General features: G+C 67.3%; 22 protein-coding genes and 1 pseudogene. 15 read left to right on the top strand and 8 right to left on the bottom strand.

All coding sequences use genetic code 11. From position 1 onward, the window contains the following. Positions 1-169: 169 nt before the first annotated feature. The 4 genes from QM693_RS35955 (at position 170) to nrdF (ending at position 4,152) form a co-directional block, all read left to right on the top strand. Positions 170-403, top strand: a complete 234-nt coding sequence (locus tag QM693_RS35955; RefSeq protein WP_005240286.1) for a redoxin NrdH — start codon at positions 170-172, stop codon at positions 401-403. Between the two features lie 88 nt (positions 404-491). Further along, complete coding sequence (gene nrdI / locus QM693_RS35950) at positions 492-968, top strand: class Ib ribonucleoside-diphosphate reductase assembly flavoprotein NrdI (protein ID WP_005259574.1); 477 nt, start codon at positions 492-494, stop codon at positions 966-968. Continuing rightward, entirely contained in the window at positions 926-3,109 is a 2,184-nt protein-coding gene (gene nrdE / locus QM693_RS35945; RefSeq protein ID WP_005240290.1) for a class 1b ribonucleoside-diphosphate reductase subunit alpha, read from the top strand. Before nrdI ends, nrdE begins: the two co-directional genes overlap by 43 nt. 77 nt (positions 3,110-3,186) lie before the next feature. Then, complete coding sequence (gene nrdF, locus QM693_RS35940) at positions 3,187-4,152, top strand: class 1b ribonucleoside-diphosphate reductase subunit beta (RefSeq protein WP_005240291.1); 966 nt, start codon at positions 3,187-3,189, stop codon at positions 4,150-4,152. A gap of 75 nt (positions 4,153-4,227) precedes the next feature. Here nrdF and QM693_RS35935 read toward each other — a convergent pair whose 3' ends face one another. The 3 genes from QM693_RS35935 to QM693_RS35925 are packed head-to-tail and all read right to left on the bottom strand — an operon-like array spanning position 4,228 to position 6,820. After that, the gene (locus tag QM693_RS35935; protein WP_280781697.1) at positions 4,228-4,701 is read right to left on the bottom strand and encodes an NUDIX hydrolase; all 474 of its coding nucleotides are present in this window, start codon (positions 4,699-4,701) and stop codon (positions 4,228-4,230) included. Between the two features lie 8 nt (positions 4,702-4,709). Continuing rightward, positions 4,710-5,777 (bottom strand): iron-siderophore ABC transporter substrate-binding protein, encoded by a 1,068-nt coding sequence (locus tag QM693_RS35930; RefSeq protein ID WP_283354677.1) that lies wholly within the window; start codon positions 5,775-5,777, stop codon positions 4,710-4,712. Between the two features lie 35 nt (positions 5,778-5,812). Then, on the bottom strand, positions 5,813-6,820 hold the full coding sequence (locus QM693_RS35925; RefSeq protein ID WP_280781699.1) for an ABC transporter substrate-binding protein: 1,008 nt from the start codon (positions 6,818-6,820) through the stop codon (positions 5,813-5,815). A gap of 304 nt (positions 6,821-7,124) precedes the next feature. On the opposite strand from QM693_RS35925, the gene ctaD reads away from it, so the two are divergent. From ctaD to yczE, 4 genes are all read left to right on the top strand, one after another. Continuing rightward, entirely contained in the window at positions 7,125-8,915 is a 1,791-nt protein-coding gene (gene ctaD / locus QM693_RS35920) for an aa3-type cytochrome oxidase subunit I (protein ID WP_011598346.1), read from the top strand. A gap of 104 nt (positions 8,916-9,019) precedes the next feature. After that, the gene (gene serB, locus QM693_RS35915; protein WP_105413087.1) at positions 9,020-10,240 is read left to right on the top strand and encodes a phosphoserine phosphatase SerB; all 1,221 of its coding nucleotides are present in this window, start codon (positions 9,020-9,022) and stop codon (positions 10,238-10,240) included. Continuing rightward, positions 10,237-11,016, top strand: coding sequence for an aminoacyl-tRNA hydrolase (locus QM693_RS35910; protein WP_283354676.1), 780 nt, complete (start codon positions 10,237-10,239; stop codon positions 11,014-11,016). Before serB ends, QM693_RS35910 begins: the two co-directional genes overlap by 4 nt. A 76-nt stretch (positions 11,017-11,092) precedes the next feature. Beyond that, positions 11,093-11,794 carry a membrane protein YczE gene (gene yczE, locus QM693_RS37990; protein WP_283354675.1) on the top strand — a complete coding sequence of 234 codons (702 nt, stop codon included), beginning with the start codon at positions 11,093-11,095 and terminating at the stop codon, positions 11,792-11,794. A 17-nt stretch (positions 11,795-11,811) separates the two neighbouring features. Here yczE and glgX read toward each other — a convergent pair. Then, positions 11,812-13,776 (bottom strand): annotated as a pseudogene (glgX, locus tag QM693_RS35900) (glycogen debranching protein GlgX); the annotation flags it as partial. A gap of 83 nt (positions 13,777-13,859) precedes the next feature. Here glgX and QM693_RS35895 point away from each other — a divergent pair. From QM693_RS35895 to QM693_RS35875, 5 genes are all read left to right on the top strand, one after another. Then, positions 13,860-14,684 carry an ABC transporter ATP-binding protein gene (locus QM693_RS35895; RefSeq protein WP_052033815.1) on the top strand — a complete coding sequence of 275 codons (825 nt, stop codon included), beginning with the start codon at positions 13,860-13,862 and terminating at the stop codon, positions 14,682-14,684. Positions 14,685-14,749: 65 nt separating this feature from the next. Beyond that, the gene (locus tag QM693_RS35890; RefSeq protein WP_283354674.1) at positions 14,750-15,592 is read left to right on the top strand and encodes an NUDIX hydrolase; all 843 of its coding nucleotides are present in this window, start codon (positions 14,750-14,752) and stop codon (positions 15,590-15,592) included. A 57-nt stretch (positions 15,593-15,649) separates the two neighbouring features. Further along, positions 15,650-16,429, top strand: a complete 780-nt coding sequence (locus tag QM693_RS35885) for an enoyl-CoA hydratase/isomerase family protein (protein ID WP_283335268.1) — start codon at positions 15,650-15,652, stop codon at positions 16,427-16,429. A 55-nt stretch (positions 16,430-16,484) separates the two neighbouring features. After that, complete coding sequence (locus QM693_RS35880) at positions 16,485-17,456, top strand: class I SAM-dependent methyltransferase (RefSeq protein ID WP_105413082.1); 972 nt, start codon at positions 16,485-16,487, stop codon at positions 17,454-17,456. A gap of 1 nt (position 17,457) precedes the next feature. After that, complete coding sequence (locus QM693_RS35875) at positions 17,458-18,615, top strand: THUMP-like domain-containing protein (protein WP_280781705.1); 1,158 nt, start codon at positions 17,458-17,460, stop codon at positions 18,613-18,615. Positions 18,616-18,654: 39 nt separating this feature from the next. Here the strand turns inward: QM693_RS35875 and QM693_RS35870 are convergent, their stop codons facing one another. After that, positions 18,655-19,962: an outer membrane protein assembly factor BamB family protein gene (locus QM693_RS35870; protein WP_283334838.1), complete on the bottom strand. Its 1,308-nt coding sequence runs from the start codon at positions 19,960-19,962 to the stop codon at positions 18,655-18,657. A gap of 139 nt (positions 19,963-20,101) precedes the next feature. On the opposite strand from QM693_RS35870, the gene QM693_RS35865 reads away from it, so the two are divergent. Beyond that, positions 20,102-20,845, top strand: a complete 744-nt coding sequence (locus QM693_RS35865) for an acyltransferase (protein ID WP_009479650.1) — start codon at positions 20,102-20,104, stop codon at positions 20,843-20,845. Positions 20,846-20,870: 25 nt separating this feature from the next. After that, the gene (locus tag QM693_RS35860; protein WP_283354673.1) at positions 20,871-21,128 is read left to right on the top strand and encodes a DUF3253 domain-containing protein; all 258 of its coding nucleotides are present in this window, start codon (positions 20,871-20,873) and stop codon (positions 21,126-21,128) included. A gap of 8 nt (positions 21,129-21,136) precedes the next feature. On the opposite strand, the gene QM693_RS35855 is transcribed toward QM693_RS35860, so the two are convergent. The 3 genes from QM693_RS35855 to QM693_RS35845 are packed head-to-tail and all read right to left on the bottom strand — an operon-like array spanning position 21,137 to position 24,800. Continuing rightward, entirely contained in the window at positions 21,137-22,381 is a 1,245-nt protein-coding gene (locus tag QM693_RS35855) for a glycosyltransferase family 4 protein (protein ID WP_283354672.1), read from the bottom strand. Continuing rightward, complete coding sequence (locus QM693_RS35850) at positions 22,378-23,976, bottom strand: 1,4-alpha-glucan branching protein domain-containing protein (RefSeq protein ID WP_283334834.1); 1,599 nt, start codon at positions 23,974-23,976, stop codon at positions 22,378-22,380. The genes QM693_RS35855 and QM693_RS35850 overlap by 4 nt, the downstream gene beginning before the upstream one ends. Further along, on the bottom strand, positions 23,973-24,800 hold the full coding sequence (locus QM693_RS35845; protein WP_283354671.1) for a class I SAM-dependent methyltransferase: 828 nt from the start codon (positions 24,798-24,800) through the stop codon (positions 23,973-23,975). Before QM693_RS35845 ends, QM693_RS35850 begins: the two co-directional genes overlap by 4 nt. Between the last annotated feature and the right edge of the window lie 7 nt (positions 24,801-24,807).

Here is a 24,807-nt window from a genome sequence, read left to right as displayed (position 1 = left end):
GTGTTTCTGTCGGCCACTAGGTGTAGTGTCTTGAGCACTGAGAGACCACAACGAGAACCGACTCGGTGAGCATCTCCATCGGGGGTCACCGCCATCTCGATCAGGGGAAGTCTCAGTGCGCTGAACACACACTTCGTCAGCTCCATTCGGCAGTGGAAAGAGGGACTTCATGAGCATCACCGTCTACACCAAGCCCGCTTGCGTTCAGTGCAATGCCACCTACCGGGCCCTCGACAAGGCGGGTATCGAATACTCCGTCGTCGACATCACCGAAGACCCCGAAGCCCGGGACTACGTCATGGCACTGGGATACCTGCAGGCGCCCGTGATCGTGGCCGGTGACGAGCACTGGTCGGGCTTCCGCCCCGACCGCATCAAGACCCTCTCGGCAAACGCTGCTTGAAGCGAGGCGATCGCACCGCCTCAGGCGGAGATCGAACCGATTCCCGGGCGGCAGTAAACGGTAGTTCTAGTCCAGATGGTGGAAACCGATGACATCGCTGGTGTACTTCTCCAGCGCCTCGGAGAACACGCACCGATTCGTCCAGCGGCTCGGGCTGCCTGCGACGCGCATACCCATTCATGACCGCGAGGGAACCTTCGAGGTTCGCGAACCCTACGTGCTGATCGTCCCCACCTACGGCGGGGGAACGACGGCCATGGGCCGCGACACCAGTTACGTCCCGAAGCCGGTCATCCGATTTCTCAACAACACACACAACAGGTCGCTGATCCGAGCAGTGATCGCGGCAGGAAACACCAATTTCGGTGAATCCTATTGCTTTGCAGGAAACATCATTTCTCAGAAATGCCACGTTCCCTACCTCTACCGCTTCGAACTCATGGGCACAGCCGAGGACGTCGAGCGGGTCAGGGCCGGTCTGGGTGAATTCTGGGATCACTTAGACGACGAGGAGCACGAGAAGTGGCGCCGACCATCACAGACACCATCGACGCGGGGAGCGTAGAGCGCGATGCGCGCGGTGGAGACTCGACGAACGGTCTCGATTACCACGCACTCAACGCAATGCTCAACCTGTACGGCCCCAACGGTGAGATCCAGTTCGACAAGGACGTCGCCGCCGCCCGCCAGTACTTCCTGCAGCACGTCAACCAGAACACCGTCTTCTTCCACAACCTGGACGAGAAACTCGACTACCTCGTGGAGGAGAACTACTACGAGCCCGAGGTCCTCGACCAGTACTCGCGCGCGTTCGTGAAGTCGCTGATCGATCACGCCTACGCCAAGAAGTTCCGCTTCCCGACGTTCCTGGGCGCGTTCAAGTACTACACCTCGTACACGCTGAAGACGTTCGACGGCAAGCGCTACCTGGAGCGGTTCGAGGACCGTGTCTGCATGGTCGCGCTCACGCTCGCCGCCGGCGACGAAGAGCTGGCGACCAAGCTCGTCGACGAGATCATCGCCGGCCGGTTCCAGCCCGCCACCCCCACGTTCCTCAACTCCGGCAAGAAGCAGCGCGGCGAGCCCGTGTCCTGCTTCCTGCTGCGCATCGAGGACAACATGGAGTCCATCGGCCGCTCCATCAACTCCGCCCTGCAGCTGTCCAAGCGCGGCGGCGGAGTTGCGTTGCTGCTCAGCAATGTTCGCGAGCACGGTGCCCCGATCAAGAAGATCGAGAACCAGAGCTCCGGTGTCATCCCGATCATGAAGCTGCTCGAGGATTCCTTCTCGTACGCCAACCAGCTCGGCGCGCGACAGGGTGCGGGCGCGGTGTACCTGCACGCGCACCACCCGGACATCTACCGCTTCCTCGACACCAAGCGGGAGAACGCCGACGAGAAGATCCGCATCAAGACGCTGTCGCTGGGTGTGGTCATCCCGGACATCACGTTCGAGCTGGCGAAGAAGAACGAGGACATGTACCTCTTCTCGCCGTACGACGTCGAGCGCATCTACGGTGTCCCGTTCGCGGACGTCAACGTCACCGAGAAGTACTACGAGATGGTCGACGACAAGCGGATCCGCAAGTCGAAGATCAAGGCGCGCGAGTTCTTCCAGACCATCGCAGAGCTGCAATTCGAGTCGGGCTACCCCTACATCATGTTCGAGGACACGGTGAACCGGGCCAACCCCATCGAGGGCAAGATCACCCACTCCAACCTGTGCTCGGAGATCCTGCAGGTCTCGACGCCGTCGCTGTTCAACGACGACCTCTCCTACAGCGAGGTCGGCAAGGACATCTCCTGCAACCTCGGTTCGCTGAACATCGCGAAGACGATGGACTCGCCCGACTTCGCACGCACCATCGAGGTGTCGATCCGCGCCCTCACCGCGGTGTCCGATCAGACGCACATCTACTCGGTGCCGTCGATCGAGCAGGGCAACAACGACTCTCACGCCATCGGCCTCGGGCAGATGAACCTGCACGGGTACCTGGCCCGTGAGCGGATCTTCTACGGCTCCGACGAGGGCATCGACTTCACGAACATCTACTTCTACACCGTCGTGTTCCACGCGGTGCGGGCGTCCAACCGGATCGCCATCGAGCGGGGCACCCACTTCAAGGGCTTCCCGCAGTCCAAGTACGCGTCCGGCGAGTACTTCGACAAGTACACCGATCAGGTGTGGGAGCCGAAGACGGAGCGGGTGCGTCAGCTGTTCGCCGAGTCCGGTGTGCACATCCCGACGCAGGACGACTGGCGCGAGCTGAAGGCGTCCGTGCAGAAGTACGGCATCTACAACCAGAACCTGCAGGCCGTCCCGCCGACGGGCTCGATCTCGTACATCAACTACTCCACCAGCTCCATCCACCCGGTGGCGTCGAAGATCGAGATCCGCAAGGAAGGCAAGATCGGCCGCGTCTACTACCCGGCGCCCTACCTGACCAACGACAACCTGGAGTACTACCAGGATGCCTACGAGATCGGGTACGAGAAGATCGTCGACACCTATGCCGCGGCGACGCAGCACGTCGACCAGGGGCTGTCGCTGACATTGTTCTTCAAGGACACCGCCACCACCCGCGACATCAACAAGGCCCAGATCTACGCGTGGCGCAAGGGCATCAAGACGCTGTACTACATCCGGCTGCGTCAGATGGCTCTGGAGGGTACCGAGGTCGAAGGTTGCGTTTCCTGCATGCTGTAGGCGGCTCCGCCGCCCGTGAGTACTTGTCAACCGCCGGCGGTTGACAAGTACTCACAGCCGAACGAAGTGAGGAATCAATGGTCAAGCTGGTGAGTCGCGTATCCGCGATCAACTGGAACCGCGTCCAGGACGAGAAGGACGCCGAGGTGTGGGACCGTCTCGTCGGCAACTTCTGGCTGCCCGAAAAGGTGCCGGTGTCCAACGACATCCCGTCGTGGGGGACGCTCACGCCGCAGGAGAAGCAGCTCACGATGCGGGTGTTCACGGGGCTGACGCTCCTCGACACCATTCAGGGCACCGTGGGCGCCGTCAGCCTCATCCCCGACGCCATCACGCCGCACGAAGAGGCGGTGTACACCAACATCGCGTTCATGGAGTCGGTGCACGCCAAGAGCTACAGCTCGATCTTCTCGACGCTGTGCTCCACCCGCGACATCGACGACGCCTTCCGCTGGTCCGAGGAGAACCCGAACCTGCAGCGCAAGGCCGAGATCGTCATGGACTACTACCAGGGCGACGAGCCGCTCAAGCGCAAGGTGGCCTCCACCCTGCTCGAGAGCTTCCTGTTCTACTCCGGCTTCTACCTGCCGATGTACTGGTCGTCGCGGGCGAAGCTCACCAACACCGCCGACCTCATCCGCCTCATCATCCGTGACGAGGCCGTGCACGGGTACTACATCGGCTACAAGTACCAGAAGGGTCTCGAGCAGCTCACCGAGGCCGAGCGCGACGACCTCAAGAACTACACGTTCGAGTTGCTCTTCGAGCTCTACGACAACGAGGTCGACTACACCCAGGACCTCTACGACGAGGTGGGCCTCACCGAGGACGTCAAGAAGTTCCTGCGGTACAACGCCAACAAGGCGCTGATGAACCTCGGCTACGAGGGTCTGTTCCCGAAGGACGAGACGGACGTCAACCCGGCGATCCTGTCGGCGCTCTCACCCAACGCGGACGAGAACCACGACTTCTTCTCCGGCTCGGGCAGCTCCTACGTCATCGGCAAGGCCGTCAACACCGAAGACGAGGACTGGGACTTCTAGAGCGACCCAGGCCTGTCGCCCGATGTCACACCGGTTCAGTTCGACTGCACCGGTGTGACATCGGGCGAACTGCGTTCAGCGGCGGAACCACGCCTCGGGCTCGTCCTGCAGCGCCTTGTCGAGCCGCAGTCGCGACGACGGGGTGAGATCCGGCGGCAGCGCGTCGGGGGAGAACCAGGCGACGTCGTGGTTCTCGTCGTCCGACACGGCAGCCTCCCCGCTCAGATACCGCGCGAGGAAACACACGTCGAGATACTGCGCGACGTCGCCGTTGGGGTAGGTGATCGGGTCGGTGACGTCGACGCTCGTGATCCGGACCAGTTCCGCGTCCACGCCGGTTTCCTCGCGTACCTCACGCAGCGCCGCGGGTCCGGGTTCCTCCCCGGGTTCGAGGATGCCGGACACGACGGCCCATTTTCCGTTGTCGACGCGCCGCGTCAGCAGCACCCGGCCGTCGGCGTCGCGCACCACGACACTCACCCCGGACAGCCACAGCGGCGCAGTGCCGACATGGCCGCGCAGGGCGGTGACGAACTCGGGGACGGGCACCGCGCCTCCTAGCCGACGTAGCCGTTCAGCGTGTTCCGCAGGTCGATGAGCATCGCGCGTGCGGCGACGACACCGTTTCCGCCCCACACGTCACCCTCCACGGCGAAGACCCGCTTGTCGGAGGCCGCCTCGAGGTCTTCCCATGCCTCACCGGACATGATGTCCTCCGCGTGCGCGGTGCCCTCCTCGCCGTCCAGGACGGCGTAGATGAGGTCGCCCTCGGCCTGGTCGATGTCGGATTCGGTGATCGGTTCGGTGACTGCGCCGTCGAGGTTCTGATAGGCGGGCCGCCGCACTCCGGCGTCGGTGAGGACCTGGCCGGCGAACGTGGCCGGACCCTCGACCTCCATGCTGTCGGCGTCGAAGCGGACGACGGACGCCTGTGTCTGCGCTGCGTCGATGTCGACGCCGAGTTGCCTGGCGTCCTGCTGGTACTGCTCGAGCGCGGCCGTCGCCGCATCGGCCCGGCCCAGGGCGTTGCCGGCGAGGAGGAACTGGGCTTTCCAGTACACGGGGTCGGAGCCGACGAACACGGTGGGCGCGATGGGGGAGAGCGCGCCGTACAGCTGGTCGGACGCCGGACTCGATCCGAGGATCAGATCCGGGTCCGCCTGCGCGATCTTGTTCACGTCCGGGGCGTCGACGGATCCGACGCCCGGGATCTCGGAGATGCCCGTGCCGAGGTAGCCGGGCTGAGGTGAGTCCCCGTCGACGGTCGCCGCGCCGACCACGTTCTTCCACAGACCGAGTGCGCACACCGCGTCCAGTGCGGCGCTGTCGAGCACCACGATCCGCTGCGGATCCGACGGAACGTCGCTCTCGCCTTTCGTGTGGACCACCCGGTGCGTCGAGCCGGCCGCGAGTGCGGCGTCGACAGGGGCCGGCCCGGCGCAGGCGGTCGTGGTGTCCCGCTCGATGCCGACCACACCGGCTCCGGCGATCTGCGTGGTGGTCCGGACGATGGACGCTGCGGGATCGTCGTCGGACGGTTGAGAGCAGCCGGCGACTGCGAGCACAGCGACGGCGGCGACGAGACCGGTGGACGCGCGGCGGGCGGAAAACCTACGAGGGGACAATTCGGCGACTTCCTGTGTGTGCGGGCGCGTTCAGGTTAGCCGCTGTGCTTGTCCACCCCGAACGTGTCCGACAGGTCGTCGAGGATGAGGTGCGCGCCCTGGATGCTGACCGGCGACATCCAGCGGGCGTCGTCGACGTCGATCTTGCGTCCCTTCAGCGTCTGCCACAGCGGGCTCTCCAGGAACGGCTTCGCCGCTTCGGCGCTCTTGCCGGCCGGGTCCTGCCAGGTGCTGACGAAGATGGCGTCGCCCTCCGCCTCGCTGATCAGCTCGGGGCTGATGGCTTGCATGATGTTGTCGGGGTCGGCCGGATCGGGGCCCTGGCTCTGCGGACGAGCGAGCCCGGCGTCCGAGAGGACGATCCCGCTGAACGAGGTGGTGCGGTAGAGGCGTGCCGTCGGCTCGCCCGCGAACCGGACGACCGAGATCACCGGATTCGACGCCGTGTCATTGATCTCCGCGCCGACGGCCGCGGCCCGCTCCTCGTAGGCGCCGATCTTCTGCTCCGCGAGTTCTTCCTTGCCCAGTGCCTTGCCGACGAGACGGATGTTGTCCTTCCAAGTGGGCCCGGTCGTCTCGGTGAAGATGGTCGGCGCGATCGCGGACAGTTGCTCGTAGTTCTTTCCGTCGCGCACCTCGGCGGAGATGATCAGGTCGGGTTGCAGCGCGGCGATCTGCTCGAGGCTCGCGGTGCTGACCTTGCCCACCGACTCGGCTTCGGCCGCGAACTCGTCCCGCGAGGCGCCGAGGTAGTCGGGCAGGCCGGGTTCGCGGTAGTCGACGTATCCGACGAGTGGCGCCTCGAGGAGGAGGACGGCGTCGGTGAAACTGTTGTCGAGTGCCACGATGCGCTGCGGTTCGGCCGGGATCTCGGTGCTGCCGCGGAAATGGTCGACGGTGCGGGGGAACTGCCCGGTCGACGACGTGGTGCCGGACGCGGCGGCGGAGTTGTCGCTGCTGGAGCAGGACGTGATCGAGAAAGTGGCTGCAGCGGCCAGTGCGACCGCGCCGGCGACTACCCGGCGTCGGGAGAGAACGTTCACATGAAGCTCCTGATCGAAAGTTAGGTGAGCGAAACCTTAACACCGGGGTTTCGGCGTGTCGGAGCCTTCGTGTCGCACGCGACGACCGGTCGCGTGCGACACGCCGGACCGCGTGACAGTGAGCACTCCCCGGCGCGACAAACCGCAGGTCGCATCCGCCACAATTTGCTCTGAGTCCGGGTAAGTACGACAGTGGGTAGGACCCAGTCGGAGGCCGCTCAGGGCACGGTCTACGATTCGATGAGCGCAAGCCAGAGACCGTTCGCCTCGCAGCCCGGGGACGGACGCGCATTCAGGAGGATCAGTGACTGCCGTAGCGCCCCAGCCAGTCCCCGCGATAGCTGCAGCCAGGCCTTACCCGCCGCGGCAGGGACCCAAGGGCTCGTTCATCTTCAAAATGATTACGACCACCGACCCCAAGGTGCTCGGAATCATGTACTTGACGACCTCGATCGCGTTCTTCCTCATCGGTGGTCTCATGGCCCTGATGATGCGCGCCGAGCTCGCTGTGCCCGGTATGCAGTTCTTGTCGAACGAGCAGTTCAACCAGCTGTTCACGATGCACGGCACGATCATGCTGCTGCTGTACGCGACGCCGATCGTGTTCGGGTTCGCCAACTACATCCTGCCGCTGCAGATTGGTGCCCCCGACGTGGCGTTCCCGCGACTCAACGCGTTCAGCTACTGGCTGTACGTGTTCGGCGCGATCATCACGACCGCAGGCTTCATCACCCCCGGCGGTGCCGCAGACTTCGGCTGGACCGCCTACACGCCCCTGACGAGTGCGCTGCACTCCCCGGGCGTCGGCGCCGACCTCTGGGTCATGGGCCTCGCGGTCGCCGGCCTCGGCACCATCCTCGGTGGTGTCAACATGATCACCACCGTCATCTGCCTGCGTGCACCCGGCATGACCATGTTCCGCATGCCGATCTTCACGTGGAACATCTTCATCACCAGCATTCTGATTCTGCTGGCGTTCCCGCTGCTGACCGCTGCGTTCATGGGCCTGTTCGTGGACCGTCACCTCGGTGGCCACATCTTCGACCCGGCCACCGGCGGCGTACTGCTGTGGCAGCACCTGTTCTGGTTCTTCGGTCACCCCGAGGTGTACATCATCGCGCTGCCGTTCTTCGGCATCGTCTCGGAGATCTTCCCGGTCTTCAGCCGTAAGCCCGTGTTCGGTTACAGCGGCCTGGTCTACGCGACCCTGGCGATCGCCGCGCTCTCCATCGCGGTGTGGGCGCACCACATGTACGCCACCGGCGCCGTGCTGCTCCCGTACTTCTCGTTCATGACGTTCCTGATCGCCGTTCCTACGGGTGTGAAGATCTTCAACTGGATCGGAACCATGTGGAAGGGGCAGTTGACGTTCGAGTCGCCGATGCTGTTCTCCATCGGCTTCCTGATCACGTTCCTCTTCGGTGGTCTGTCCGGCGTCATCCTCGCGAGCCCGCCGCTCGACTTCCACGTCACGGACACCTACTTCGTGGTCGCCCACTTCCACTACGTGGTCTTCGGCACCGTCGTGTTCGCCACGTACGCCGGCATCTACTTCTGGTTCCCGAAGATGACCGGACGCATGATGGACGAGCGTCTCGGCAAGTGGCACTTCTGGACCACGTTCATCGGCTTCCACGGCACGTTCCTCGTCCAGCACTGGCTGGGTAACGAAGGTATGCCGCGTCGCTACGCCGACTACCTGCCCTCGGACGGCTTCACGTTCCTGAACACCTTCTCGACGATCTTCGCGTTCGTCCTGGGTGCCTCGACGCTGCCGTTCATCTGGAACGTCTTCAAGAGCTACCGGTACGGCGAGGTCGTGACCGTCGACGACCCGTGGGGTTACGGCAACTCCCTCGAGTGGGCCACCAGTTGCCCGCCGCCGCGGCACAACTTCACCGAACTGCCGCGCATCCGCTCCGAGCGTCCCGCGTTCGAGCTGCACTACCCGCACATGGTCGAGCGGATGAAGGCCGAGGCGCACGTCGGACCGGGCCACGGTGGCAAGCACGCCAGCACCGTGCTCGAGAAGGAACGCCACGAGCCGCTGACCGTCGGCGACGAAGGCGACCCCGGAACCGACACCGGCCGCTGACACATCAGTTTCGGAAAGGCCCCGCCCCCACACCGGGCGGGGCCTTTCAGTTGGCACAATGGGTGCCGGACAAGCCGCGCGAGCAACATGATCGGAGTACATCGGTGGGTGCAGCTGACACCACTGTTCTGGTGACCGTGACGGGCCCCGACCGACCCGGCGTCACCTCGGTGCTCTTCGGGTCGCTCTCCCGCCACGACGTGAGCCTTCTCGACGTGGAGCAGGTGGTGATTCGTGGGCGACTGACCCTCGGTGTCCTGGTGGCCTGCCCCGAGAACGGGGAAGCGCTGCAGGAGGAACTCGAAGAGGCGATGGCCACCGTCGGGATGTCGGTGGACGTCGAGATCGGTGCCGATCCCGGCAGGCAGTCGCTGTCCACCCACGCCGTGGTCGTGCTCGGTAGTCCGGTGTCGGCTCGCGCACTGCGTTCGGTGGCGCGGGAGATGGCGACCCTCGGGGTCAACATCGACTCGATCCGCGGCGTCGCCGACTACCCGGTGACGGGCCTCGAACTGCTTGTGAGTGCTCCCGGAACCGCGGAGGCGGACAAGAGTCTGCGCACCGTGCTGGCTGAAGTGGCCGTGCGCGAGAACGTCGACATCGCCGTCGAGCGCGGGGGACTGGCTCGTCGCGCCAAACGGCTCATCGTGTTCGACGTCGATTCGACCCTCGTCCAGGGCGAGGTCATCGAGATGCTCGCCGCCCGCGCGGGCGTCGAGGACGAGGTGCGCGCCGTCACCGAATCGGCGATGCGCGGCGAAATCGACTTCACCGAATCCCTGCATCAGCGGGTCGCGACCCTCGCCGGCCTCGACGCCTCCGTGATCGACGACGTCGCGGAAAACTTGGAACTGACACCGGGCGCTCGCACCACCATCCGGACGCTCCGCAGGCTCGGCTTCCACTGCGGCGTGGTGTCCGGAGGTTTCCGGCAGGTCATCGAGGGCCTGGCCCACGAACTGGAACTGGACTTCGTGCAGGCCAACACGCTCGAGATCGTGGACGGCAAGCTCACCGGCCGGGTGATCGGAGACATCGTGGACCGGGCCGCGAAGGCGACCGCGCTGCGGAAGTTCGCCGGACAGGTCGGCGTCCCGATGGAACAGACGGTGGCGGTCGGCGACGGCGCCAACGACATCGACATGCTCAACGCGGCAGGGCTGGGCATCGCGTTCAACGCCAAGCCCGCTCTGCGGGAGGTCGCGGACACCGCTTTGTCGCACCCCTTCCTCGACGCCGTGTTGTTCATTCTCGGGGTCACCCGCGACGAGGTCGAGGCCGCCGACGCAGTGGACGGCGTGGTGCGACGAGTCCCGCTGTCGTGACGGAATCGTGCCGCGACGCGGTTGCCGGGGAAACCGGTGACGACGCCCTGTGGGCGGCGCGTCACGCCGTCCTCGCGGCCGGATACGGCGGCCGGCCGGATCCGGACGACCCGGCGCAGGTTCTCGCCATGCCGATCGTGCTGCACATTCCCAAGGCCGACCCCCCGCCGCGTAGCGCCCTGCTCGAAGCTGCCGCGACCGCGGCGGTGGCGTTGTGCCTCGACTCTCGCGTCGGCCCCGACGACACCGGCGCGCCCGGACCGTGGCAGGAGGATTACCTCGCCTGGATCGGGTCCCGGATCCGCAAGGTGTCGCGGCGTGCGCGGGGAGCGGGGTGGCGTGCGGCGCAGGAGGTCGACGGAATCACCGTCGACGTCGACGGTGCCCAGGCGCGCGCACTCGTGCCCGTCGCCGTCGGCGCACTCGACCCCCGCATCCGGAAGTTGCAGATCGGCGGCACCGATCTCGACCACGACGACCCCGGGGAGATCCCGGACGGGATTCCGGTGCTGTGGATCAACTCCGCCCTGGACATGACGGTGGGGAAGGCCGCGGCGCAGGTGGGTCACGCGTCGATGCTGCTCGCCGGTGCAATGACCACCGAGCAGGCACGCGCGTGGGCGGCCACCGGCTACCGCTGCGCCGTGCGGGATGCCGACGTCGGACTGTGGGAAGACCTGACCATCGAGGTGGTGCGGGGCAGGGCGGTCGCGGTGCGGGACGCCGGTTTCACCGAGGTGGCTCCCGGATCGATGACCGTGATCGCCTGCCCCTGAGCGTCGACGCATCGTCGGTCCAGTGCCTGTGTCGTGGCTATGGGATGCGGCAGGATTTCCCGGAACACTGACGGTCATGCTCGCTCGACGCCTGATCGCATTGCTCGCCGGACTGTGGCTGTACGGCTTCTCGATGGCCATGATGATCACCACCGGCCTCGGCCTCGACCCCTGGGATGTGTTCCATCAGGGGGTCGCGGATCGCACACCACTCAGTTTCGGTGCGGTGACCGCGCTGACCGGTGTCGTGGTGCTCGCACTGTGGATCCCGATCCGTCAGAAACCGGGATTCGGCACGATCGCCAACGTCGTGGTCATCGCCGTCTCGGTGGACACGTCGCTCGCGTTCCTCGAACCCGCCGACTCCCTTGTCGTGCGCATCGTGGTGATGCTCGGCGGCGTGGTCCTCAACGCGCTCGCCACCGTGCTGTACATCGGTGCGGGGATGGGTCCCGGACCGAGGGACGGTCTCATGACCGGTCTGGTCGCGCGGACCGGGCTGTCGGTGCGGGTGATCCGCACGTCGATCGAGGTGACCGTGCTGGCCACCGGCTGGTTGCTCGGCGGCACCGTCGGGGTGGGCACCGTCGTCTACGCGCTGGGCATCGGCCCGCTCATCCAGCTGATGATGCGCTTCGGCGGCATCTACCCGACCGCACGGAAGACGAGCAGCGTCGGACCGGACAGTGCGATCGTGGAGTCTCCCGAGATCGGGCCGCCCGGCGCGGGTGCGCCGTCGGGCGATGTCGAGTCGAATTCGGCGAGCACCGTCCCGTAGAACCATTCGGGGCAGCCCAAAGTGATCACAGCGGGTCCGCCCGAGTGGAAGACGAGAAGCCAACTGTCGTCGGTGAGCTGGTGCCCGTCTTCGGTGTGGGAGCGGATGTCGGATCCGTCGATCCACGCCTGGAGGGTGCGCCTGGAGTCGTCGTACCACGCGGGGTCGTCCATCTCCGCGCCGTCGGCGCCGAACCACACGAGGTCGGGATGGCCGGTGGGTGTGCGCCTGCCCTCGAAGAATTCCGGCTGGCGCAGGGCGGGGGAGGCGCGTCGCAGGTCGAGGGCGCGGGTGACGAACGCGGTGAGGGTCGTGTCCCCGGAGCTCCAGTCGAGCGGCCAGGAGTCTTCACGCGGGGTGTCCTCGGGGACGCAGTACGCGTTGTTGTTGCCGCCGAGGGTGTGACCGAATTCGTCGCCGGCCGTGAACATCGGCGTGCCGGTCGACAGCGCGAGCGTGGCCAGGAGCGCACGGACGTGCCGGGACCGCGTCTCGATGATCGACGGATCGTCGGTGGGGCCTTCGACGCCGTGGTCGACGGAGTCGTTGTGATCGGCGCCGTCCCGGTTGTCCTCGCCGTTGGCCTCGTTGTGCTTGCGGACGTACGACACGAGGTCCGCGGCGGTGAACCCGTCATGCGCGGTCACGAAATTGACGGACGCCCACGGCCGCCGGTTTCCGAACACGTCTTCGGAACCGGCCACCCGGGAGGCGAGGTCGCGCACGCCGGTGCCGCCGTTCCAGAACCGTCGAACGGTATTGCGGTACTTGTCGTTCCATTCCGACCACTGGACGCCGAAGTGCCCGACCCGGTATCCGTCCGACGTGGCATCCCACGGTTCGGCGATCAGTTTGCACCGGGAGAGAACGGGATCCGCCGTGATCGCGGAGAAGATCGAAGCGCGGGAATCGAATCGGCCGCCGCCGGGACGGCCGAGAGCGGACGCGAGGTCGAACCGGAATCCGTCGACCCCCATCTCGTGCGCCCAGTAGCGCAGGCTGTCGCCGATCATCCGGACGACGATGGGCGACTGTGCATCGACGGTGTTCCCGCAACCGGTGATATCGATGTCGCGGCCGTCGGAGTCGAGGAGGTAGTAGCCGGGGGCGTCGAGGCCGCGCCAACTGAGGCTGATGCCGTCGACGCCCTGCTCGCAGGTGTGGTTGTACACCACGTCGAGGATGACCTCGATCCCCGCGGCGTGCAGCGCGTCGACCATCGTGTGGAACTCGGTGATCTCCTCACCCGGCACCACCGCATAGCCCGGGTGGGGGGCGAAGAACGCCGCGGTGGAGTATCCCCAGTGGTTGCGCATGCCCCGCGCGCGCACGGTGGCCTCGGAGACGTACGCCTGGACGGGAAGCAGTTCGACCGCGGTCACGCCGAGGCGGACGAGATGGCCGACGACGGCGGGTTCGGCGAGACCCAGATACGTTCCGCGGTACTGCGGCGGCACGTCGGGGTGCCGTGCGGTGAACGATCCCACGTGAAGTTCGTAGACAACGGTTTCCTCCCACGGCCTTTCGATCCGCGGTCCGCTCGTGCGGGCGTGGTCGGCCGTGACCACCGACAACGGTGTGTGGCCCAGGCTGTCGACGCGCGACGGGCCGCCGAACGGGTCGCCGTCGTGGGAGACGAGTGCGTCGTGGTCGCCGAGTCTGCCCGTGATGCGGGTCGCCCACGGATCCAGAAGCAGCTTGGCGGGATTGAGGCGCACGCCGCGTCCTGGGTCCCAGCGTCCGTGCGCGCGGTAGCCGTAGCGTTGTCCCGCACCGACCCCCTCGACGATGCCGTGCCAGATGCCGTACGTTCGCTGGACCAGATCGATCCGCGTCTCGTCGCCATCCTCAGAAATCAGGCACACCTGTACCAGTTCGGCGTCGGGAGCGTGAACCGCGAACTGCGTTCCGGTGCCACGCACTTTCGCTCCCAGGGGAAACGGTGATCCGGGCAGCCGCAGACTCGGCGGGAGCGACGACATCTCGCCGGGGTGCGAATCGATGTGAGGCGACACGCAACTGATCCTGCCGTGAATGCCCGGAAGATGTGCGGGAAGATGGGTGCGTGCATGAACCTGATCCTGATCTCCTCATCGAATTCGACGACGTTCTCCTCCGCCGCGGGGGCAACACTCTGGTGGGCCCGGTCACCTGGAAGGTGGAACTCGACGAACGATGGGTCGTCCTCGGACCGAACGGGGCAGGCAAGACGTCGTTGCTCCGGATCGCGGCCGCCGAACTGCATCCCACGAGCGGAAGCGCCTACCTTCTCGGTGAAAGGCTCGGCCGCGTCGACATCAACGAACTGCGACCGCGAATCGGACTGTCCTCCTCGGCGCTCGCCAACCGGGTGCCGTCCGAGGAGGTTGTGACCGATCTCGTCGTCTCCGCCGGCTACGCGGTGCTCGGGCGCTGGCGTGAGCGCTACGACGACATGGACACCGACCGTGCCGTCGAGATGCTCGAGAGCCTCGGCGCCGAGCACCTCGCCAAGCGCACGTACGGCACCCTGTCCGAGGGTGAGCGCAAACGCGTCCTCATCGCCCGTGCGCTGATGACCGACCCGGAACTGCTGCTGCTCGACGAGCCCGCCGCCGGTCTCGACCTCGGTGGACGCGAGGAACTCGTCGCGCGCCTCACCGACCTCGCCGCCGACCCCGACGCCCCCGCGACGGTCCTCATCACCCACCACGTCGAGGAGATCCCGCCGGGATTCACTCATGCACTGCTCCTCAAGGAGGGGGAGGTGGTCTCGCAGGGGCTCCTCGATCAGGTCATCACGGCAGAGAACCTCAGCGAGGCGTTCAGCCAGTCCATCAGCCTGGACAAGGTCGACGGCCGGTTCTTCGCGCGGCGGACCCGCGTCCCCGGCGCGCACCGGCGGGGCTGAGGACCGGCCGTCACACCGGGGGACCGACTGCGACCCCCGTCACCCGGCGGCGTAGGTTCCGAGACATGGTCTCGAAGCAAGAGCAGGCGCCCCGCGACAGTACCGACGTGGCACCCAAGGACGCGTCCACGGTCATCCTCATCCGTGACGCCGCGGCAGACGCCGCGTCGCCCGGAATCGAGGTGTTCCTCCTCCGCCGGGTGAAGGGGATGGCGTTCGCCGGCGGCATGACGGTGTTCCCCGGCGGCGGCGTCGACCCGTCGGACGCCGCCGCCGAGGTCGACTGGGCGGGACCGTCCGTCGACTGGTGGGCCGAGCGGTTCTCCACCGACGCCGCGCGCGCGAAGGCACTCGTGTGCGCGGCGGTGCGCGAGACGTTCGAGGAATGCGGCGTGCTCCTCGCGGGACCGAGCGCGGACACGGTCGTCGCGGACACGTCCCGTTACGCGCAGTCCCGCACACAACTCGAGAAACGCGAACTGTCGTTCAGCGACTTCCTGAAGCGCGAGAACCTCGTCCTGCGCGCCGATCTGCTGCGGCCCTGGGCCAACTGGATCACCCCGGTCGGCGAGGGCCGCCGCTACGACACGCGGTTCTTCGTCGCCGCCGCACCGCACGGCCAGATCGCGGACGGTGCGACGTCCGAGGCCGAGGACGTGCAGTGGCAGAGTCCGGCCGCGGCGCTCGCGCACTGGCAGGGCGGCGGAAGCATCCTGCTGCCGCCGACGTGGAGTCAGCTCACGGCGCTCAGCGCGTTCGGCTCGGTCGCGGACGTGCTGGCCGCGGAACCGGAGATCCCGGTGATCCTGCCGACCCTCATCACGGACGAGGAGCAACTCCGCGTGGAGTTCCCGGGACAGGACGGCTACTACGAAGCCGGTCCGCATCCGTGGACGTCCCGCGACTGATCGCGATGCGGCGGGCCGCGAAACCGGGTCGGAGGCAGACAAGTAGCCTTTTGCCCCATGGCTGAGTTTGTCACTCTCGAGGTATCCGAAGGCATCGGCACGATCCGGCTCGCGCGCCCCCCGATGAACGCCCTGAACCGTCAGGTTCAGCAGGAGTTGCGGGCAGCGGCGCGGGAGGCGACCGTCAACGCCGACGTGAAGGCCGTCATCGTCTACGGCGGCGAGAAGGTCTTCGCCGCGGGCGCGGACGTGAAGGAAATGTCCGAGATGAACTTCGGGCAGATGTCCGACGTGATCGGCGACCTGCAGTCCGACCTCGCGGCGGTCTCCGAGATCCCGAAGCCCACCGTCGCCGCCATCACGGGGTATGCGCTCGGCGGCGGCCTGGAGGTCGCGTTGTCGGCGGACCGGCGCATCGCGGGCGACAATGCCAAGCTCGGTGTACCGGAGATCCTGCTCGGCATCATTCCCGGCGGCGGCGGCACCCAGCGTCTCGCCCGGCTGATCGGACCGTCCAAGGCCAAGGATCTGCTGTTCACCGGCCGGTTCGTCGACGCCGAGGAGGCCCTGTCGATCGGGCTGGTCGACGAGGTCGTGGCGCCGGACGACGTGTACGAGGCGGCCCGCACGTGGGCGTCGCAGTTCACGAAGGGGGCGGGCCGCGCCCTCGCCGCGGCGAAGGCCGCCGTCGACCGTGGGCTGGACGTCGACCTCACGACAGGGCTCGCGGTGGAGCGTCAGCTGTTCACCTCGCTGTTCGCCACCCAGGACCGCACGATCGGGATGGAATCGTTCATCGAGAACGGTCCAGGTAAGGCTCGGTTCACGGGCGAGTAGTCTGGAGCCCGAAACTAGAACCTGTTCACTCTTACCAGCGAGTAGGATTTGCCGCATGACTGCAAGCGCCCATGACGACCCAGCTCCTCATCCGCACGCCACCGCCGAAGAGGTAGAGGCTGCGCTGAAGGACACCAAACTCGCCCAGGTGCTCTACCACGACTGGGAAGCCGAGACGTACGACGAGAAGTGGTCGATCTCGTACGACGAGCGGTGCATCGACTACGCGCGCGGACGTTTCGACGCCGTCGCGGGCGATCAGCCGCTGCCCTACGAGCGGGCGCTCGAACTGGGCTGCGGCACCGGATTCTTCCTCCTCAACCTGATGCAGGGTGGAGTCGCGAAGACCGGTTCGGTCACCGACCTGTCGCCCGGCATGGTGAAGGTCGCCCTCCGCAACGCCGAGGGCCTGGGATTGTCCGTCGACGGCCGCGTCGCCGACGCCGAAACCATCCCGTACGAGGACGACACGTTCGATCTCGTCGTGGGACATGCGGTCCTGCATCACATCCCGGACGTGGAGCAGTCGCTGCGCGAGGTTCTGCGCGTCCTGAAGCCGGGCGGGCGTTTCGTCTTCGCCGGTGAGCCGACCACGATCGGCAACTTCTACGCCCGCTGGCTGGGTCGCGCGACGTGGGAGGTTACCACCCGGGTCACCAAGTTGCCGTTCCTCGCCGACTGGCGTCGCCCGCAGGCGGAACTGGACGAGTCCTCCCGCGCGGCTGCGCTCGAGGCCGTCGTCGACCTCCACACGTTCGATCCGGGCGACCTCGAGAAGATCGCGAAGTCGGCAGGCGCCGAGCAGGTTCACGCGGCCACCGAGGAATTCGCCGCCGCTCTGCTCGGCTGGCCCGTCCGCACGTTCGAGGCCGCCGTACCCCCGGAGAAGCTGGGCTGGGGCTGGGGGCGTTTCGCGTTCACCGGATGGAAAACGCTCAGCTGGGTCGACGAGAAGGTTCTCCGGCACGTGGTGCCGCGGGGATTCTTCTACAACGTCATGATCACCGGCGTGAAGCCCGGCAACTGAATTGGGCTATGCGTTCACTCCCGGGGACGTGGAGTTCCTGCAGAGCCCGGACGGGGCAGCCGCTCTCGCGGAAGTGGACGGCTTCGCATTGACCACGTCTACGCGCCTGGCCGACATCGGCCGGGCGCGTACGCGTTTCGGCTCACACGTGGCATTGCTGGTGGAGACCGTGCTGTTGCGGCGGAAGGCAGCCGCCAAACTTCCCGGCACCGAAAACTGGTTCTTCACGGACGACGCTCTGCAACAGGCGACGCCGCGTGCGGTCGCCGCGCATCGTGCGATCCGGCTGAAGGACCGGGACGTCCACGACGTCACGTGCTCCATCGGTGCCGAACTGGACGCGGTGGTCGGGACGGCCGCGACGGTGATCGGCAGCGACCTCGACCCGGTCCGGCTCCTGATGGCGCAGCACAACGTTCCCGCGGCGGCCGTCGTCCGCGCCGATGCGCTCGTCCCGTGCACCCGCGGCACCGTCGTGCTCGCGGATCCGGCGCGACGGTCCGGCGGCAGGCGAACACACGACCCAGCCGCGCTGGAGCCGCCGCTGCCGGATCTGATCGACGCGTACCGCGGACGGGATCTCGCGGTGAAATGCGCTCCCGGACTTGATTTCGACCGGCTCGGCTGGGACGGCGAGGTGGAGGTGGTGTCGCTCGACGGCGGCGTGCGGGAGGCGTGCCTGTGGTCGCCGGGACTGTCCGGAGCCGGTATCACCCGCCGGGCGAGCGTCCTCGGCTCCGACGGCAGCGCGTGGACGGTGACGGACGCCGAGGACGACGACATCCCCGAACGCGCGCCGGGGGAATGGATCGTCGACCCCGACGGGGCCGTCGTGCGTGCCGGCCTGGTGCGGCACTACGCGGCCCGGCACGGACTGTGGCAGCTGGATCCCCGGATCGCCTATCTCACCGGCGATTCGGTTCCGGACGGTGTGCGGGGCTTCCGCATTCTCGAGCAGGTGAAGTATTCGGAGAAGTCGCTGCGGCAGGACCTGGCGCGCCACGACTGCGGGGTGGCGGAAATCCTCGTGCGCGGCGTCGACGTCGATCCCGCGGTCCTGCGTCCGAAGTTGAAGTTGCGCGGAACTCGTTCGCTCAGTGTGGTGATCACGCGGATCGGCCGCGCAGGCGTCGCGTTCATCTGCGCTTCGCGCCCGTGAGTACTTCTCAACCGCCGGACGTTGACAAGTACTCACGGGTCAGCGGAGGACGAACAGCTCCCCGAGCAGTGTCGGCGTCAGGACTTCACCCTTCGGCCCGACGGACGTGCCGACCGTGAAGCCCTTCGCCCCGGGCAGGGTCTCCTGGTCGAGGGTTTCGCCGGTCCCGGTGTCGAACGTGAGCATCGCCAGCCCGTCCGTACCCTCGCGGACCACCGCGTAACCGGTCGACCCGGCTGTCTGCGCCGGGACGCCCAGCTGCAGCAGATCCTTCCGCTCCCAGACCAGTTCGGCGTGATCGCCCTTGTCCTGCAACGCCAGGAGGTGACCGTCGAGTCCGCCGGCGGGGATGATCAGACCGTCCGCGGACGTCGACGGGCTACCGGCAGCGGCGTACCCGATGTCGTAGCTCCACTTCGCATCACCGGTCGCGGAATCGATCGCCCACAACGTGCCCCAGTTGTCGTTGGTGTAGACGACGGAGCCGTCGGCCGACAAGTCGGGGCTGGACGCGCTACCGCCCGGCAGCGCATCGCTGGACCATTCCTGGGTGATGGCGGGGTTGTCGCCGCCGGAGTACTTCATCGAGACGAGTTCCGCCGCGGGAGCGCCGGGCGCAAAGAACGTGAAGTAGAACTTGCCGGACTCGAGGTCGATCGCCGGCATGTTCGCGACCGGGCAGTCGGGTGCGCCGAAGAAGCAGCCGCTGAGACCCTTGTCGTCGGGCAGGATGTCGACGTTCGCGCCCTCGGCGACGGACGGCGGTGGGACGAGGTCGTACGGCGCCACGACCTTCTGACCGGTCTGCGTGTTCACGACGTTGATCTGGCCGAGCTGGGTGATGAAGAGGAGATTGCCGTCGCCGGTGAACTGCGCCGACAGCGGCGTCCCGACCACCGGTGTGCGCCAACGCAGCTGGCCGTACTCGTTGAACGAGTTGATGGCACCGTTCTCGCCCACGTACACGTTGGCGGCGCCGTCGACGATCGGCGTGGAGGCCACGACACCCGGCGCGAGCTGACGGCACCAGCGTTTGCGGCCGCTGTCCATCTGGTAGGAGAAGAGGTTGCAGCCCTTCTCGGTGCGGGCCGTGATGAAGATCTGGCCGCTGGCGGCCACCGATGCGTAATTCGCCACCGGACCGCCGAGCGGACGCGACCAGGCGAAGGAGAGGTCGCGGGAACCGGTGACGGGGCTGGTGTCGCTGTTGCGGGCGTCGGCGTGCATGCCGGGCCACCCGCCCGCGGAGAAGATGTCGTCGACCTGCGTTCCGCTGCTGCAGCCGCTGAGGACGACAGCCGAGATCGTCGCCAGCGCCAGTACTGACGAACGTAGGACCCGCCGCATTACTTCTCCTCGTCTTCGATAACGCTCGGCCCAGAGACTATCCCGCCGAGGCTGCACCGATCGGCACACCCCGATGCGGGTGTCGGAGTCCGGACACACCCGAACGAGGGCGCGAGCCGTGAACGTAGGCTGACAGGCTATGACGAGCATGTGGGGCGCACCGTTGCGTACGAGGTGGCGAGGATCCCGGCGGAGCGACAGCGAGCAGGCCCGCTTCCTGACACGCGACTCGCTGCGCTGGGTGCTGGCGAACAAGGCGTACACGCCGTGGTACCTGGTGCGGTACTACCGGCTCGCGAAGTTCAAGCTGGCCAACCCGCACGTGATCCTGCGTGGCATGGTGTTCCTCGGCAAGCGGGTGGAGATCCATTCGACCCCCGACCTGTCGCGGCTCGAGATCGGCCGCTGGGTACACATCGGCGACGGCAATGCGATCCGCTGCCACGAGGGTTCGCTGCGCATCGGCGACAAGGTGGTCTTCGGCAAGGACAACGTCGTCAACACGTACCTCGACATCGAGATCGGCGCGTCGACGCTCGTGGCGGACTGGTGCTACATCACCGACTTCGATCACCGCATGGACGACGTGAACGTTCCGATCAAGGATCAGGGCATCGTGAAGGGCCCGGTCCGCATCGGACCCGACACGTGGGTGGCGGCCAAGGTCACGGTTCTCCGCAACACGCGGGTGGGGCGAGGCTGTGTCCTCGGCGCGCATGCCGTCGTGAAGGGTGACATCCCGGACTTCAGCATCGCCGTCGGTTCGCCGGCCAAGGCCGTGAAGAACCGCAAGGCCGAGTGGGAGGCGGGCGCGTCCGAACGCGCGAAGTACATCGCCGCCCTCGAGGACATCGCCCGGAAGAAGGCGGCGCAGGAGAACTGACCGCCGCGGTGGCATAGTCGGCGTCATGGCCGTGTCGGACAGGGAACTCGAGGAGCGCATCCGGGCGCTCCTCGATGCCCGAGCCGACAGTGCGAGCATCTGCCCGTCGGACGTCGCGCGCGCCGTCGCCCCGGACGACTGGCGGCCCCTGATGGAACCGGTGCGGGAGGCCGCCCGGCGCCTGGCCGACGCCGGGGAGGTCGAGGTCACCCGGAAAGGTGCCGTGGTGGATCCGCGATCGGCACGGGGGCCGATCCGGATCCGGTGGGCCCGCACGGACTGAGGGCCACGTCAGCGACCGGGCAGCGGACGCTCGGGAATCTCCGGCCTCGCCAACGGATGCCGCACGCGACGCTTGGCGCCCGCGTAGACGTGGACGGTGTCCTCGGCCACCTTGTGCCAGTCGAAATCCGCGGTGAGACGGTTGCGGGCGGCCACCGCGCGCTGCTGGGCGCCGGCGGGGTCGTCGAGGACCTCCCGGACCGCGGACGTGAGCCCGGCGACGTCGCCCGGCTGGAACGACATGCCGGTCTCGCCGTCGACGACCGCTTCACCGAGGCCGCCGGCGGTGGACGCCACGAGCGGGGTGCCGGAGGCGGCGGCCTCGAGTGCGATGATCCCGAACGGCTCGTACCGGCTGGGCAGGACGATGGCGTCGGCGCCGTGCAGCCACCCGAGCAGTTCGATGTGGTCGAGGTTGCCGAGGAAGTTCACGGCACGGGCGACGCGATGGGTGCGGGCCTGCTGGTAGAGCCAGGTGAACTGGGTGCCCTCACCGGCGATCGACAGCGTGGTCCCGGGGTGGCTGCGGCGGATGCGGGGGAGCGCGGCGATGGCGTCCTGCACACCCTTCTCGTATTCGAGGCGGCCGACGAACAGTAGTTTCGGCGGTCCGGACCGCGGCGCGCGCTCGCGGAAGCTCCAGGTGGTGAGGTCGATTCCGTTGCGGATCACCGTGATCGGCGGGAGCTGCGGACCGTAGAGGGTAGTCACTTCGTCCTGCATCGACGCGGAACAGGTGATGAGCGCATCGGATTCGTTGGCCAGCCACCATTCCACCGAATGCACCTGGCGGTTGATCCGGCCGGACACCCAGCCGCTGTGCCGCCCGGCCTCGGTGGCGTGGAGCGTGGAAACCAAAGGGACGTCGTAGAATTCGGCCAACGCGATGGCCGGATGCGCCACGAGCCAGTCGTGTGCGTGCACCACGTCCGGCTGCCAGCCCTCCCCGACCCCCGGTTTGTGGAGGGCGACACCGGCTCGCACCATCGCGTGCCCCATCGCGAGTGTCCACGCCAGCATGTCCTCGCCGAAGACGAAGTGCGCGGGGTCCTCGGCGACGGCGACCACCAGGACGCCGCCCTCGATGTGGGTGACAGTGGGATGGGTGGAGGCGTCGGTGCCCGACGGCCGCCGCGACAGCACCACCACTTCGTGTCCGGCCGCCGCGAGTTCGGTGGCCAGGTGGTGGACGTGGCGGCCGAGACCGCCGACCACGACGGGTGGGTACTCCCACGACACGATCAGGATCTTCACGACGCCCCTCCCTCGGTGCCCGTCAGCCGGGTGTCCCTGCCGGGCAGCCGCCGCGCGTCGAGCCCGGGGAACAGGCCGTCGGCGCGGTTCCATCCCTCTGCGAGCCGGTTCGCGGCCGCGTCCTTGCCCGCGGAGACCGCGGCGGCGATCTCGCGGGTGGCGTGTGCGTGCTTGTGTGCCCGGTCGCGGGCATATCCGGCGGCCGAATCCTTACTGACCATGAACGCCCAGTCGCTCGACACCGTCATGAGTGCCTCCCGCAGGATCTGATCGTTCACGCGGTTCCGGAGCGCGGGGCGTCCGGGGGCGGTGTCGGCGTCGTGGGTCTTGTCCACGGTGTCGAGGGCGGTCGCAACCACCTCGAAGTTGAGTTGCACCAGGTCCGAGACCTGATCGCCGGCCCACACCCGCCAATCCTTGCCGGACCCCCACGACGAGTTCTCGAGCTGGACGGGTTCGCCGACGTAACCCTGCCTGCGGGCGTCGTCGAGGGTGCCGACCCGAATTCCGGCCTCGGGTAGCGCGCGCAGCACCTTCTCGAGCCACTCGGGGCCCTCGTGCCACCAGTGCCCGAACAATTCGGTGTCGAACGCGGCGACGACGAGCGCGGGCCGTCCGATGCGCTCGGACTCGTCGCGCAGCCGCGTGCGGACGGTGGCGACGAAGTCGGCCGCGTGCCGATCGACCGCGGCCGTCGCGAGAGCCGGGTCGTACGGCGCCTTGTCGGCCGAGTCGACGGTGCGGCCGGTGACGCGGGCCGGTTTGAGGCCCGTGGCGTGGTCGTATGTGTGGAAATCGCGGTAGGCGCCGTGCCCGGGATAGCCCGACTTGGGCGACCACACCCGGTAACTCACCTGCAGGTCGCGTCCGAACGCGACCACATCGGACTCACGGACCGGCCTGCCGAGCGACGTGTCGCCGCGCAGGGCGGGGCCGTCGACCATGAAATGAGTGACGCCCGCCGCGGCGTATCCGGTCTCCATGCCGGGGGTGTACCCGCATTCGGGCCCCCAGATACCTGTCGGTGTGCAGTTCCACCGTGCGGCGGCGTCGGCGAGCCCCTCGCGGAGGGAGAAGGCACGCAACCGCGGGTCGAGCAGCGGCTGGAACGGGTGGGCCAGCGGCCCGCCGAGCAGTTCGAACGCCTCGCGATCGAGAAGGTCGCGCAGGACCGGTGAGCCGCCGTGCCGCCAGCGCAGCTCGAAGTCGGCGAGTGCGGCGGCGGACGCGCGGTGCTCGCGGGCACCGAGATCGCGGTGCGCGTCGTCGGGCATTCCTGCCGCCTCGTGCGCGCGGATCTGCCAGTTCCCGAGCCAGTGGTGCATTCCCGCCAGACTGTGCGGATCATCGAGCTGAGCTGCGAGAACGGGGGTGATGCCGAGGGTCAGTAGATGCGAGCGACCCTCGTCGGACAGCCGCCGCAACATCGCGGTGAGAGGGAGGTACGACGCCGCCCACGACTGGTACAGCCACTCCTCGCCCACCGGCCACCGGCCGTGGTTGGCGAGCCAGGGCAGGTGGGAGTGCAGGACCAGGCAGAACATGCCCGGTTCCGTCGCGTCGCCCGCTCCGGTGCGGTTGTCGGATTCGGTCACCGAACAGGATCCTTCACCGCGACGGCCACCAGGTCGAGGCTGTCGTCGATGTCGCCCTCGTGCAGGGCGAAATCGTCGACGGTGATGCCCTCGACGTCGCGGGTCAGTTCGTCGGGCCAGGGTTCGCCGGCGAGTGCGCGGTCGATCTGCGCGCCGATGAACGAGCCGCCGTGCTTCGCGTCGAGGGATTTCAGCCGGTCGCCGTGATGGACGCCGGTCATGAGGGCGACCCTGAAGCCGGCCTCTTCCAGGAGCTCGGTCAACTCGGCCGCGTCGAGTTCACGCGTGTGGAACGGATTGAGGGGTGTGTCGCGGCCCGGCGAGAACGTGATGCGGTTGGGGGTGCTGACGAGCAGTTCCCCGCCGGGCGTCAGAACCCGGAAGCACTCGCGCAGGAATTGGGCCTGGTCCCAGAGGTGTTCGATCACCTGGAAATTGACGACGGTGTCGACGGATTCGTCGCCGAGGGGAAGCTCCGCGAGATTGCCGTGCAGCATCTCGACGCGGGGGTACCGCGCACGCACGTGCTCGACCGCGGAGATGTCGTAGTCGAGTCCGGTGACGGTCCGTGCCACATCGGCAATCATGTTGGCGCCGTAGCCTTCTCCGGATCCGGCCTCGAGTACCCGGCGTCCCGCGCAGCGGGGGAGGAGGTCGCGGTAGACCACCTCGTGACGCCGGAACCAGTAGTTCTCCTCGGGGATCCCGGGCACGGTCCGCTCGCCCGTGAGGGGCAGTTGCTCGTCTCCGGTCGATGGCAATTGCTCGTGACCGAGCGGGGGCAGCGGTGCGTCCTCGCGGTCGCCGACAAATGATTCGCTCACCGCTGCG

It is taken from the genome of Rhodococcus sp. IEGM 1305 (assembly GCF_030058635.1).
GTDB classification, from domain to species: Bacteria; Actinomycetota; Actinomycetes; order Mycobacteriales; family Mycobacteriaceae; genus Rhodococcus_F; species Rhodococcus_F opacus_D.
This window is presented reverse-complemented; position numbering and strand designations above follow the sequence as displayed.

Bases quoted from the DNA above. Each gene is read 5' to 3' on its own strand.
- QM693_RS35955 (WP_005240286.1), top strand. From the start codon at position 170: ATGAGCATCACCGTCTACACCAAGCCCGCTTGCGTTCAGTGCAATGCC.
- nrdI (WP_005259574.1), top strand. From the start codon at position 492: ATGACATCGCTGGTGTACTTCTCCAGCGCCTCGGAGAACACGCACCGA.
- nrdF (WP_005240291.1), top strand. From the start codon at position 3,187: ATGGTCAAGCTGGTGAGTCGCGTATCCGCGATCAACTGGAACCGCGTC.
- yczE (WP_283354675.1), top strand. From the start codon at position 11,093: ATGCTCGCTCGACGCCTGATCGCATTGCTCGCCGGACTGTGGCTGTAC.
- QM693_RS35890 (WP_283354674.1), top strand. From the start codon at position 14,750: ATGGTCTCGAAGCAAGAGCAGGCGCCCCGCGACAGTACCGACGTGGCA.
- QM693_RS35885 (WP_283335268.1), top strand. From the start codon at position 15,650: ATGGCTGAGTTTGTCACTCTCGAGGTATCCGAAGGCATCGGCACGATC.
- QM693_RS35880 (WP_105413082.1), top strand. From the start codon at position 16,485: ATGACTGCAAGCGCCCATGACGACCCAGCTCCTCATCCGCACGCCACC.
- QM693_RS35870 (WP_283334838.1), bottom strand. From the start codon at position 19,962: ATGCGGCGGGTCCTACGTTCGTCAGTACTGGCGCTGGCGACGATCTCG.
- QM693_RS35865 (WP_009479650.1), top strand. From the start codon at position 20,102: ATGACGAGCATGTGGGGCGCACCGTTGCGTACGAGGTGGCGAGGATCC.
- QM693_RS35860 (WP_283354673.1), top strand. From the start codon at position 20,871: ATGGCCGTGTCGGACAGGGAACTCGAGGAGCGCATCCGGGCGCTCCTC.